This is a genomic window from Planobispora rosea (assembly GCF_014648175.1).
GTDB lineage: Bacteria > Actinomycetota > Actinomycetes > Streptosporangiales > Streptosporangiaceae > Planobispora > Planobispora rosea.
Genome location: NZ_BMQP01000001.1, coordinates 156,804 through 168,654 on the forward strand (window position 1 = coordinate 156,804; position 11,851 = coordinate 168,654).

General features: G+C 72.1%; 15 protein-coding genes. 9 read left to right on the top strand and 6 right to left on the bottom strand.

The annotated features are described in order from the left end of the window. Window positions 1-62: 62 nt before the first annotated feature. The 4 genes from IEZ08_RS00645 to IEZ08_RS00660 all read right to left on the bottom strand — a co-directional run bounded on the left by IEZ08_RS00645 (window position 63) and on the right by IEZ08_RS00660 (window position 1,579). Entirely contained in the window at window positions 63-266 is a 204-nt protein-coding gene (locus tag IEZ08_RS00645; protein WP_068921948.1) for a DUF4236 domain-containing protein, read from the bottom strand. Between the two features lie 86 nt (window positions 267-352). Further along, complete coding sequence (locus tag IEZ08_RS00650; RefSeq protein ID WP_068921949.1) at window positions 353-547, bottom strand: DUF4236 domain-containing protein; 195 nt, start codon at window positions 545-547, stop codon at window positions 353-355. Window positions 548-635: 88 nt separating this feature from the next. Further along, window positions 636-1,091, bottom strand: coding sequence for a ferritin-like domain-containing protein (locus IEZ08_RS00655; protein WP_068921950.1), 456 nt, complete (start codon window positions 1,089-1,091; stop codon window positions 636-638). Beyond that, the gene (locus tag IEZ08_RS00660; RefSeq protein ID WP_068921951.1) at window positions 1,088-1,579 is read right to left on the bottom strand and encodes a hypothetical protein; all 492 of its coding nucleotides are present in this window, start codon (window positions 1,577-1,579) and stop codon (window positions 1,088-1,090) included. Before IEZ08_RS00660 ends, IEZ08_RS00655 begins: the two co-directional genes overlap by 4 nt. Before the next feature lie 188 nt (window positions 1,580-1,767). Here IEZ08_RS00660 and rimP point away from each other — a divergent pair, with 188 nt between their 5' ends. The 9 genes from rimP to IEZ08_RS00705 all read left to right on the top strand — a co-directional run bounded on the left by rimP (window position 1,768) and on the right by IEZ08_RS00705 (window position 10,802). Next, the gene (rimP, locus tag IEZ08_RS00665; protein ID WP_068921952.1) at window positions 1,768-2,289 is read left to right on the top strand and encodes a ribosome maturation factor RimP; all 522 of its coding nucleotides are present in this window, start codon (window positions 1,768-1,770) and stop codon (window positions 2,287-2,289) included. Between the two features lie 11 nt (window positions 2,290-2,300). Continuing rightward, window positions 2,301-3,305, top strand: a complete 1,005-nt coding sequence (gene nusA / locus IEZ08_RS00670) for a transcription termination factor NusA (protein ID WP_068921953.1) — start codon at window positions 2,301-2,303, stop codon at window positions 3,303-3,305. Beyond that, the gene (locus tag IEZ08_RS00675) at window positions 3,289-3,579 is read left to right on the top strand and encodes a YlxR family protein (RefSeq protein ID WP_084779668.1); all 291 of its coding nucleotides are present in this window, start codon (window positions 3,289-3,291) and stop codon (window positions 3,577-3,579) included. Before nusA ends, IEZ08_RS00675 begins: the two co-directional genes overlap by 17 nt. A 155-nt stretch (window positions 3,580-3,734) precedes the next feature. After that, the gene (gene infB, locus IEZ08_RS00680) at window positions 3,735-6,833 is read left to right on the top strand and encodes a translation initiation factor IF-2 (RefSeq protein ID WP_189241447.1); all 3,099 of its coding nucleotides are present in this window, start codon (window positions 3,735-3,737) and stop codon (window positions 6,831-6,833) included. Window positions 6,834-6,908: 75 nt separating this feature from the next. Then, complete coding sequence (locus IEZ08_RS00685; RefSeq protein ID WP_068921955.1) at window positions 6,909-7,208, top strand: DUF503 domain-containing protein; 300 nt, start codon at window positions 6,909-6,911, stop codon at window positions 7,206-7,208. Window positions 7,209-7,286: 78 nt separating this feature from the next. After that, complete coding sequence (gene rbfA, locus IEZ08_RS00690; RefSeq protein WP_068921956.1) at window positions 7,287-7,784, top strand: 30S ribosome-binding factor RbfA; 498 nt, start codon at window positions 7,287-7,289, stop codon at window positions 7,782-7,784. Next, a complete protein-coding gene (locus IEZ08_RS00695; protein ID WP_068921957.1) occupies window positions 7,781-8,797 on the top strand; it encodes a DHH family phosphoesterase in 1,017 nt (338 codons plus the stop codon). Before rbfA ends, IEZ08_RS00695 begins: the two co-directional genes overlap by 4 nt. Next, the gene (truB, locus tag IEZ08_RS00700) at window positions 8,794-9,693 is read left to right on the top strand and encodes a tRNA pseudouridine(55) synthase TruB (RefSeq protein ID WP_068921958.1); all 900 of its coding nucleotides are present in this window, start codon (window positions 8,794-8,796) and stop codon (window positions 9,691-9,693) included. The genes IEZ08_RS00695 and truB overlap by 4 nt, the downstream gene beginning before the upstream one ends. Before the next feature lie 155 nt (window positions 9,694-9,848). Continuing rightward, a complete protein-coding gene (locus IEZ08_RS00705) occupies window positions 9,849-10,802 on the top strand; it encodes a bifunctional riboflavin kinase/FAD synthetase (protein WP_068928492.1) in 954 nt (317 codons plus the stop codon). An 89-nt stretch (window positions 10,803-10,891) separates the two neighbouring features. On the opposite strand, the gene IEZ08_RS00710 is transcribed toward IEZ08_RS00705, so the two are convergent. Continuing rightward, the gene (locus IEZ08_RS00710) at window positions 10,892-11,077 is read right to left on the bottom strand and encodes a hypothetical protein (protein WP_068921959.1); all 186 of its coding nucleotides are present in this window, start codon (window positions 11,075-11,077) and stop codon (window positions 10,892-10,894) included. A 40-nt stretch (window positions 11,078-11,117) separates the two neighbouring features. Continuing rightward, the gene (locus tag IEZ08_RS00715; protein WP_068921960.1) at window positions 11,118-11,738 is read right to left on the bottom strand and encodes a TetR/AcrR family transcriptional regulator; all 621 of its coding nucleotides are present in this window, start codon (window positions 11,736-11,738) and stop codon (window positions 11,118-11,120) included. Window positions 11,739-11,851 lie beyond the last annotated feature (113 nt).

An 11,851-nucleotide genomic window follows, 5' to 3' on the forward strand; every position in this document is an offset into this window, starting at 1 on the left:
GCGGGGAGCCCCGGGCACACTCTTGCGGTGTGAGCGCTCGTTTCAGTGACGGTGGCAGCGGGTCAGTGACGGTGGTAGCGGGAGCGCTTGCCGATGGCCTTGCTCACGTGAAGACCGCCGGGAAGATTCACCGTCACGTACGCGCGGCCGTCCGGGGTCCTGCTGACGTGGAACCGCCGGTTGCCGAAACTCTGACCGATCCCGTGCCGGGACAGGTTGAGACGGAACGGCCCCAGCTTGATCGACTTCCTGTAATGCCAGCCCATGGTGCCTCCCCGAAACGTGGTGCGTCATCAGGACAACGACCGGCGCCCGGGAGGGGTTCCGGACCGGGCTCAGGGAGCCGCCGTGGTCAGCGCCGGGAACTGCTGCCCAGGGTCTTGCGCCAGTGGAAGCCGCCGGGGAGGTTCACGTTGAGCGTCTTGCGGCCGTCGGCCGTCCTGGTCACGCGGAAAGCGCGGTTGCCCCAGCTGTGCCCCACGCCGCCGCGGGACAGGTTGAGACGGAACGGTCCCAGCTTGATCGACTTTCTGTAACTCCAGCCCATGATCACGACTCCTTGGTGGATTGCGGAATTCAGCTACCCATCAGGAACCCTTAAAACATGGGTAAACCGGGTTAAATGCCCCTCGCGTTCAGGAGGACGGGGTCGGCGTCGGGGTCGCGCCCGAGGGCGCCGGAGACGCGGGCATGCCGGGGAAGGCGTCGATGACCGGGCGCAGGCCGTACGAGCGGGTGACGCACTCCTGCATGGCCAGCGCCGCCAGGCGGCGCAGCGCCGCGTCGTCCGTGGCGGTCAGTTCCAGGTAGGCCGCCGTCACCCCGCGCTCGACGAGCACCGCCAGCTCCACGGCCTGGGCCGCGGTGGAGGGGATCACCGGCAGGGCGTAGCTCGCCTCCGGTTCGGCCGGGGTGCCGCCGCGAGCGGTGATCAGGGAGCGGAGCTGGTCGCGGCGGGCCCGGTGGGCGGTGAACGCGCTCGTCGCGGTGGCCCGCAACCTCCCCGTGGTCCTGGCGGCGATGACCCCGTAGGCGTGGACGGCGGCGTGCTCGGCCGCCAGGGCCGTGCCGAGCCCCTGGTCGGCCGTCACAGGAGCCTCGCCAGGGCCGCGGCGTGCGCGGCCTCGCAGGCGCCGATGGAGGCGATCAGCTGGGCCAGCGCGGGAGAGGCGTCCGCGAGCTGCCGCGCGCGCAGTGCCGCCGCCTTCTTTTCGAGATCGCGCAGGCTCCGCAGGGAGACCTTCGGCTCCGGGGCGGCCGTGGAGGACGGCGCGGGAGTGACCGGAGCGGACGGCGCAGGAGCGACCGGGGCGGGACCGGCGGGCAGACGGCGGCGGAGCTCGGCGAGGTGGGCCTCGTGCCGTTCCCGGAAGGGGACGAGCCTGCTCGACGTCGCCGCCGCGTAACGCGCGATCGTCCGCTCCTTGTCCTCGATCAGCTGCCTGATCAGGACGGTCTCCGGATCCGGCGGCGCGGTCGCGACCGGCTCCGGCCGCTCGGCGGCGCATCCCGGGACCATCGCGGCGGCAGCTCCGAGGGCGCCGCCCCCCAGCAGGGCGCGCCGGGAGATGGAACGCACGGACGACCTCCGGTTCGGGGCGGGCTGCTGACGGCACTAGCATCGTACGGGCTCACAATGACAGCCACCGCGCCCCTCGGGCGGTCCACCACACGGTGTGGCGCTCTTTCTACGCCCTGGTGTGGATAGGCTGGTGAGTCGCGTGGGCGAGGTCCGCCCACCTGAGATCGTGACAATGGGAGGTCGGCATGGGCAGCGCCACACCCCGCGACCGCCTGATGAAGCTTCTGGAGCCCGTCGTCGCAGCCGAGGGGCTCGACCTGGAGGACGTCACGGTCACCCCGGCGGGCAAGCGGCGGTTGCTGCGCGTCGTCGTCGACCGTGACGGCGGCGTGAGCCTGGACGACGTCGCAGAGGTCAGCCTCGCCGTCTCCGCCGCCCTCGACGCCGATGACGCGATGGGCGCCGCACCGTACGTGTTGGAGGTCTCCTCCCCCGGGGTCGACCGACCGCTCACCGAGCCGCGCCACTGGCGCCGGGCGACGAAGCGACTGGTCAAGGCCGACCTGAGGGACGGCACCTCCCTGGAGGGGCGGATCGTCGCCACCGACGAGACCGGCGTGGAGCTGGACGTCGAGGGCGTGTCCCGCCGCGTCGACTATCAGGACCTGACCCGAGGCAGGGTTCAGGTGGAATTCCGCCGGTTCGATGAGACCGACGACGACGGCGAGGACGCCGGAGACGACGGCGACGACGGCGACGAGGGCTAAGGGGAAGCCTCGTGGACATCGACATGAGCGTCCTGCGCAGCCTGGAGCGGGAGAAGGACATCTCCTTCGACCTGGTCGTCAAGGCGATCGAGGACGCGTTGCTGATCGCGTACTTCCGGACCGAGGGCGCGGCGGCCAAGGCCCGCGCCGAGCTGGACCGGAGCACCGGGCACGTGACCATCTACGCGGCCGAGATCGGTGAGGGCGGTGAGGTGCTCAGGGAGTTCGACGACACCCCGGGCAACTTCAGCCGCATCGCGGCGACCACGGCCAAGCAGGTCATCCTGCAGCAGCTCAGGGACGCCGAGGACGAGATCAACTTCGGTGAGTTCGCCAGCCGCGAGGGCGAGCTCGTGGCCGGAGTCATCCAGCAGGGCAAGGACCCCCGGGTCGTCCTGGTGGACCTGGGCCGGATCGAGGCCGTGCTCCCGCACAACGAGCAGGTCCCCGGCGAGGAGTACGTCCACGGAGAGCGCATCCGCTGCTACGTGGTCCAGGTCAAGAAGGGCCACAAGGGCCCGTCGGTGACGCTCTCGCGGACCCACCCGGGCCTGGTGAAGAAGCTCTTCGCGCTGGAGGTTCCGGAGATCGGCGACGGTACGGTCGAGATCGCCGCGGTGGCGCGCGAGGCCGGGCACCGGACCAAGATCGCGGTGCGGTCCCGTCGTCCGGGTGTCAACGCCAAGGGCGCCTGCATCGGCCCGATGGGCTCGCGGGTCCGCAACGTGATGACCGAACTGCACGGCGAGAAGATCGACATCATCGACTGGTCGGAGAACCCGGCGGAGTTCGTGGGCAACGCCCTCTCGCCCGCGCGGGTGTCCAGCGTCGAGGTGATCGACCTCGCCGGTCGCGCCGCGCGCGTGACCGTGCCCGACTACCAGCTCTCCCTGGCCATCGGCAAGGAAGGGCAGAACGCCCGGCTGGCCGCGCGCCTCACCGGATGGCGCATCGACATCCGTCCCGACACCCAGGCGGGGGATGCGGCCGGTTCCGCAGATGCGTCCACACGGTAAGCTGGAATATGGTGGCCAGGTCACCCCGCTGAGAACCTGTGTGGGGTGCCGGGTTCGCACGGTTTCCTCCGAGCTGCTCCGCCTGGTGGTGGTCGAGGGCGTCATAGTCCCCGACCTGCGACGACGGCTCCCGGGGCGTGGTGCTTCACTGCATCCCACCCCGAGCTGTCTCCAGCTCGCCGAGCGCCGTCGAGCGTTTCCGCGCGCTTTTCGCGTCGCGGGACCGCTCGATCTGTCGCTGGTGCGAGACCACGTGGAAAGAGCAGCGGGCTGAGAGGACCGGGTGAAATGGTTGCCAACTGTCATGTAGGACGCCGAGTTGATGGGCTGGTCAGATAGCTATGAGCGCCTGATGAGCATGCGGCGATGAACACATCTACGTAACGACGGTCCGGCGGCACTGCCTCCCGGGCCGAGTAAGGGAGTGCAGTGGCGAAGGTCCGGGTATACGAGCTCGCCAAGGAGTTCGGTGTGGAGAGCAAGGTCGTCATGGCCAAGCTCCAGGAGATGGGCGAGTTCGTGCGTTCGGCGTCCTCGACTATCGAAGCACCGGTAGTCCGCAGGCTCACTGAAGCTTTGGGCGGGTCCCCGAAGGGCTCGTCCGACAAGGGCGGCAGGACGCCCAGGCCGGCTCCGCAGCCGGCCGGCGGCCAGGCCGCCAACGGCGCTCCGGCGCCGACCGCCCCGAAGCCGGGGCCCGTTCCCAAGCCGGGTCCCAGGCCCGGCCCGGCTCCGCGTCCCGCGGCCCCCGCGCCGCAGGCCCAGCAGCCGCAGGCCCAGGAGCCTCCGGCGCCGCAGCAGCCTCCGGCGGTCCAGCCGCCGCGCTTCGAGGCGCCGCGCCCGGCGACCCCTCCGGGTCCCCGTCCGGGTGGCGGAGGCCCCGGCGCCGGTGCGCCGAAGCCGGGTCCGCGTCCGGGGCCCCGTCCGGCTCAGGGCGGCCGTCCCGAGGCGCCGCGTCCGGACGCCCGTCCGGCGGCCCCCTCGGGTCCCCGTCCGGGTGCCGGCGCCGGTGCGCCGAAGCCGGGTCCGCGTCCGGGTCCGCGCGGCCCGCGTCCGGGCAACAACCCGTTCTCCTCGACCGCCAGCGGCATGGGCCAGGCCCGTCCGCCGCGGCCGGGCGGGCCCTCGGGTCCCGGAGAGCGCGGTCCGCGTCCCGGCCCGCGTGAGGACCGAGGCCCGCGCGAGGAGCGCGCGCCGCGTGACGGCGCCGCGCCGCGTCCCGGCGGCCCGCGTCCCGGCCCGCCCGGTGCGGCCGGTCCGCGTCCGGGGCCCGGTGCGGGTGGTCCGCGTCCGGGAGGCACCGGCGGTGTCGCCGGTCCGCGTCCCGGCGGTCCCCGTCCCAGCCCGATGATGATGCCCCAGGGCCGTCCGGCCGGTCCGGGCGGCGGTGCCGGTCGTCCCGGTGGCGGCGCGGGTCGTCCCGGCGGCGGTGCCGGTCGCCCGGGTGGCGGTGCCGGTCGTCCCGGTGGCGGCGGTTTCGCCGGTCGTCCCGGTGGCGGTGCCGGTCGTCCCGGAACCGGGACCGGCGGTCCCGGCGGCGGTGGCGGCGGCGGCGGTTTCGCCGGTCGTCCCGGTGGCGGCGGCCGTGGCCGCGGCGGCGGTACGGCGGGCGCCTTCGGCCGTCCCGGCGGACGTCCGGCCCGTGGCCGCAAGTCCAAGCGCCAGAGGCGCCAGGAGTTCGACAACATGCAGGCGCCGGCGATCGGCGGCGTGCAGGTTCCCCGCGGTGGCGGCCAGACGGTCCGCCTGCCGCGCGGCGCTTCGCTGGCGGACTTCGCCGACAAGATCGGCGCCAACCCCGCGTCGCTGGTGCAGATCATGCTGCACCTCGGCGAGATGGTGACCGCCACGCAGTCGGTCAACGAGGAGACGCTGCAGCTGCTGGCCGCGGAGCTCGACTACAACCTCCTGGTGGTCAGCCCGGAGGAGGAGGACCGCGAGCTTCTCGAGTCCTTCGACATCGAGTTCGGCGAGGACGAGGGCGACGAGGCCGACCTGGTCGCGCGCCCGCCGGTGGTGACCGTCATGGGTCACGTCGACCACGGTAAGACCAGGCTGCTCGACGCCATCCGCAAGACCAACGTGGTGGCCCGCGAGGCCGGTGGCATCACCCAGCACATCGGTGCCTACCAGATCGCCACCGAGCACGAGGGCGAGCAGCGGCGGATCACCTTCATCGACACCCCGGGTCACGAGGCGTTCACCGCCATGCGTGCCCGCGGTGCCAAGGTCACCGACATCGCCATCCTGGTGGTCGCGGCCGACGACGGTGTGAAGCCGCAGACCATCGAGGCGCTGAACCACGCCCAGGCGGCGGACGTGCCGATCGTGGTCGCGGTCAACAAGATCGACAAGGAGGGCGCCGACCCGAACAAGGTCCGCGCCCAGCTCACCGAGTACGGTCTCATCGCCGAGGAGTACGGCGGCAGCACGCTGTTCGTCGACATCTCCGCCAAGAACGACATCGGCATCGAGAACCTGCTCGAGGCGGTCCTGCTCACCGCGGACGCCGAGCTCGACCTGCGGGCGAACCCGACGATGGACGCCCAGGGCGTGGCCATCGAGGCCCACCTCGACAAGGGCCGCGGTCCGGTCGCGACCGTGCTGGTCCAGCGCGGCACGCTCCGGGTCGGCGACTCGATCGTCTGTGGCGAGGCCTTCGGCCGCGTCCGGGCGATGCTGGACGACAACGGCGAGTCGATCGACGAGGCCGACCCGTCGCGTCCGGTGCTGGTGCTCGGTCTGACCGCGGTGCCCGGCGCCGGTGACAACTTCATCGTCGTCACCGACGACCGGATGGCGCGCCAGATCGCCCAGCAGCGTGCCGCCCGCAAGCGCATCGCGGACATGGCCAAGTCCGGCCGGCGCCGCACCCTCGAAGAGCTCTTCAGCGAGATGGAGAAGGGCCAGGTCGACGAGCTCAAGCTCATCATCAAGGGTGACGTCTCCGGTTCGGTCGAGGCCCTGGAGGACGCGCTGCTCAAGATCGACGTCGGCGAGGAGGTGCGCCTGCGGGTGCTCCACCGCGCGGTCGGCGCCATCACCGAGTACGACGTCAACCTGGCCGTGGCCGACGACAACGCCGTCATCATCGGCTTCAACGTGCGTCCCGAGGTCCGGGCACGCGACCTGGCCGAGCGCGAGGGCGTCGACATCCGCTACTACTCGGTCATCTACCAGGCGATCGAGGAGATCGAGGCGGCCCTCAAGGGCATGCTCAAGCCCGAGTTCGAAGAGGTCCAGATGGGCACCGCCGAAGTCCGCGAGGTCTTCAAGGTGCCGAAGATCGGCAACATCGCCGGTGCGCTGGTCCGCTCGGGTGTGATCGTCCGCAACAGCAAGGCGCGGATCATCCGTGGCGGTGTCGTGATCTCCGACAACCTCACCGTGTCGTCGCTGCGTCGCTTCAAGGACGACGCGACCGAGGTCCGCGAGGGCTTCGAGTGCGGTATCGGCGTCGGATACAACGACCTCCAGATCGACGACGTCATCGAGACGTTCGAGATGCGGGAGAAGCCGCGCGACTGATGCCCGCTCCCGCCCCGCCCGGTGCGCACCGCCGCACCGGGCGGGGCCGGGGCCGGCACGCGTGGTGAACCGGCCATGTACGTAGGTGCCCTGACATTGGACATCCTGCTCGGTGACGTGCGTTCACTGAAGCAGAAGCGCTCCGTGGTACGTCCCATCGTCGCCGAGGTGCAGCGGCGGTTTCCGGGGGTAGCGGTCGGCGAGACCGGCCACCTCGACCTGCACCGCCGCACGGAGATCGGAATCGCCGTCGTCTCCGCCACCGCCTCCAACTGCGGGCAGGTGCTGGACGACTGCGAGCGCCTGGTCGCCGGCCGCCCGGAGATCGAGCTGCTGTCGGCCAGGCGGCGGCTCTACGGCGACGACGAGGACTGACGAGGACGAGAAACGGCCGGGCCGGTCGCGGAGCCGCGCTCCGCGACCGCCGGCCGTACGAGAAGGGGGGAAGCGGAAATGGTGGACGCCGCACGCGCACGCAAGATCGCTGACCGTATCCGGCAGATCGTGGCCGAGCTGCTGGAGCGCCGGATCAAGGATCCGAGGCTGGGCTTCGTCACCATCACCGACGCCCGCATCACCGCCGACCTCAGCGACGCCACGGTGTTCTACACCGTGTTCGGCTCCGAGGCCGAGCGGGCCGACTCCGCGGCGGCGCTGGAGAGCGCCAAGGGGCTCATCCGCTCGGAGGTGGGCCGTCAGACCGGCCTGCGCCACACGCCGACGCTGACGTTCACGCACGACCCGCTCCCCGACAGCGCCCGGCACATCGACGATCTGCTCGCCGAGGCCCGGGCCAGGGACGAGGAGATCGCCAGGAAGGCCGAGAGCGCCCAGTACGCCGGCGAGGCCGACCCGTACCGCAGGCCCGACGAGGACGAGGACGGCGAAGACGGCGAATCCCCCGAAAGCGCGGACGAGTCGTCGGACCGCGCGGGACACTCGGCGACGTGACGCCCGACCTGTGCGACGGTGGCCCGGTGCCGGACGGCGACTGGGACCGGGCCGCCGAACTGATCCTCTCCACCGACGAGATCGCCCTGGCCTGCCACGTCGCGCCGGACGGCGACGCCCTCGGGTCGATGCTGGCGGCCGGTCTGGCGCTGCGCGCGGCAGGCAAGCGGGTGACGGCCTCCTTCGGCGACCGCCGGTTCGAGGTGCCCCGGCTGCTGCGCTTCCTGCCCGGTCAGGATCTGCTGGTCGAACCGGGCGCCTACCCGGCCGCGCCCGACCTGATGGTCACTTTCGACGCGGCCGTCGCCGACCGGCTCGGCCTGCTGACCGAGAACGCCGGCAAGGCCCGCGAACTGGTCGTGGTGGACCACCACCCGTCCAACCCGGGGTTCGGCACGGTCAACCTGGTCGACCCCGCCGCCGCCTCCACCACCACACTCGTGGAGAAACTGCTGCACCGGCTCGGCCTGCCGATCGACGAGGCCATCGCCACCTGCCTGTACACCGGCCTGGTCACCGACACCGGCTCCTTCCGGCACTCCTCGACCACCCCCGCCGCGCACCGCATGGCCGCCCGGCTGGTGTCCACCGGCCTGAACACCGAGGAGATCGCCCGGCAGCTCTGGGACCGCTCGCCGTTCGGCTACCTGAAGACGCTGGGCGCGGTCCTCGACCGGGTGACCCTGGAGCCCGGGGTGGGCGGGGGACTGGTCTGGACGTTCGTCACCCGGACGGACCGGGCGGCGCACGGCCTGCCGTACGACGCGGTCGAGGGGATCATCGACGTGATCCGGCGCGCCGACGAGGCGGACGTGGCCGTGGTGCTGAAGGAGGACGACGACGGCGCCTGGCAGGTGTCCACCCGGTCCAAGGGTGGCACGGACGTCGCGCGCCTGTGCGCCGCGCTGGGCGGCGGCGGGCACGCCAAGGCCGCCGGCTTCACCTCCCACCTGCCCGTCGAGGAGACGATGGCGCGCCTGCGCGCCCTCGTCGCAGAAGGAACCTCCCCATGAGCACGGCCCGCGCCAAGCGCACCCCGCCACCGAGCGGCCTGATCATCGTGGACAAGCCCGCCGGGTGGACCTCGCACGACGTCGTCGGCAAGCTCCGCGGCATCGCGGGCACCCGCAGGGTCGGTCACGCCGGGACCCTGGACCCGATGGCCACCGGAGTGCTGGTGGTCGGGGTGGAGAAGGCGACCCGGCTCCTGGGTCACCTGGCGCTCACCGAGAAGGGCTACGACGGCACGATCCGGCTCGGCCAGTCCACCAACACCGACGACGCCGAGGGAGAGGTCACCGCGACGGCCTCGGCGGCCGGGGTGGCCGAGGAGGACGTGCGCGCCGGGATCGCGGCCCTGACCGGCCGGATCATGCAGATCCCGCCGCAGGTGAGCGCGATCAAGGTGAACGGCGAGCGGGCCTACAAGCGGGCCAGGGCCGGCGAGGAGGTCGAGCTCCAGGCGCGCCCGGTGACGGTCTCCGGATTCGAGGTCACCGGCCTGCGGCGGGAGGGCGACCTGCTCGACCTCGACGTCTCGGTGACCTGCTCCAGCGGGACCTACATCCGGGCGCTCGCCCGCGACCTCGGCGTGTCCCTCGGGGTCGGCGGTCACCTGACCTCCCTGCGGCGCACCCGGGTCGGCCCCTACGACCTGTCGATGGCCCGCACGATCGAGGAGCTCGGCCGGGAGTGCGTGATCCTGCCCATGGCCGAGGCGGTCGCGGCGGCGTTCCCGCGCCGCGAGGTGACCGCCGAGGAGGCGAGCAGGGTCGCGCACGGCGGGAGGCTGCCCGCGGCGGGCCTGGGCGCGGGCCCGATCGGGGTCTTCGGCCCGGACGGCACGCTGGTCGCCCTGGTCGAGGAGCACGGCGGGACCGCCAAGTCCCTGGCCGTCTTCGCAGGGTGACGCTCGGGTGGGACCAAGCGCCTCCCCGGTTGGGAGAACGCCGGGGGAACATGGGAGGCTGTGGAGTGCCCGGTGACAGGGACGCCGCGCGGCAGCGCGGTCCCCGGCGCCGGGCGTTTCAAGGTGGATCCGTCACGAGGGAAGAGGCTCACGTGGTGCGAGGCTGGCACGGACTGGACGACGTGCCCGGGGACTGGGGCAGGTCCGTCATCACGATCGGCGTCTTCGACGGCGTCCACACCGGGCACCAGCAGATGGTGGCGCGCGCGGTGACGATGGCGCAGCGGCTTGGGCTGCCCTCGGTGGTCGTGACGTTCGACCCGCATCCGGAGGAGGTCGTCAAGCCGGGCACGCACCCGCCACGCCTGACCACGGCCCGGCACCGCACCGAGCTGCTGGCCTCCCTCGGCGTGGACGCGGTCTGCGTGCTCCCGTTCACCCTTGAGTTCTCCCGGATGAGCCCCGACGAGTTCGTCCAGACGGTGCTGGTCGACCGGTTGCACGCGGCCGGGGTCGTGGTGGGGGAGAACTTCCGCTTCGGCCACAAGGCCGCCGGCGACGTCGAGACGCTGCGGACCCTCGGGGAGAAGTACGACTTCGAGGCCGAGGGCGTGCCGCTGGTGAGCAACGGGGAGGCCATCTCCTCCACGCGGATCCGCGAACTGCTGGCCGCCGGGGAGATCGAGGCCGTCACCGCCGCGCTGGGCCGTCCGCACCGGGTGGAGGGCGTGGTGGTCCGGGGCTACCAGCGCGGACGTCAGCTGGGCTTCCCGACCGCCAACGTCGAGTCGCCGGAGTTCACCGCGATCCCCGCCGACGGCGTCTACGCGGGCTGGCTCCAGGGCATCCCGACCGGCAACCTGCCGGCGGTCTACGACGGCGAGCGCTGGCCCGCGGCCATCTCCGTGGGCACCAACCCGACCTTCGAGGGCGTGGACCGCACCGTCGAGGCCTACGCGCTGGACCGCGACGACCTCGACCTGTACGGCGCGCACGTGGCCGTCGACTTCGGCCACCGGCTGCGCGGCAACACGAAGTTCGACTCGATCGAGGCGCTGGTCGAGCAGATGAACGCCGACGTCGCCGAGACCCGCCGCCTCACCTCCTGATCGGTGGACCCGGCGGACTCGGGGGCACGGGGGTACGGGGGCACGGGGGCGCGGGGCCGTACAGGATCGATGCGGGGCCGTACAGGATCTCAGCTTCCGACGTAGAGACGCTCCAGGCCGATCAGCTCGACGTCGTCCCGGCCCTGTGCGAGACCACGCAGTTCCGGGGTGAATCCCGAACGGGAGAACAGCAGCAGCTTGGGCGGCCCGTCGACCTTCCCCGGGTCGAGGATCCCCCGGATGTGCTCCAGCCGTTTCGCCGTGGTCACGTCCATCGGCGCTGCCTGCACGCCAGTGCGGCGGCTCCGTGGGAGATCAGGCCGGGGGAGGCAGGAGGGCCTGGCGGGCGTAGGCCGTCGCGTGGGCGATCGAGCCCTCCCGGGTGACGCCGGGGACGCCGATCACGATCTGGGTGCTGAACCCGTCCAGCATGGCGCGCAGCCGTACGGAGAAGTCCTCCGGGTCCACCGGGGCGAACTCGCCGGCGCGCATGCCCTGCTCCAGCAGGGCGACCAGGTCGCGGTGCCAGGCCAGGTCGAGCTCCACCTGGGTGTCGCGCAGCTCGGGCACCGCCAGGGTGCGGCCCCAGACGTGCACCCAGAGCAGCCAGCGGGGGTCGGCCGCGCCCTCGGGCAGGTAGAGCTCCACGAAGGCGGGGATCCGGTCCGTCGCGCTCCCGCCCGCCGCCAGCAGCGCCGCCCGGCCCGGGACGTGCTTCTCCTCGCTCCAGCGCAGCGTCTCCAGCAGGACCTGGTCCTTGCTGCCGAAGTAGTACAGGACGTGACCGCCGCTGGTGCCCAGCCTCCGGGCGAGCTCGGCCATCGTCATCTCGGCCGGGCCGTACTCGGCGATCGCCTCCATCGCGGCTTCGAGCATCCGCTCGCGCGGGCGCTCCAGCCGCCGCCGGACCGTGCCGCGCGCCTGACCGCGTGCCATGTCGCCTCGTTCCGGTAACGGGTCATCAAGGACTCTTGACGGTGAACTCTACGACAGTGCATTTTGAATGACATTCAAAATTTTGAACGCCATTCAAAATGATCGTCGTATGA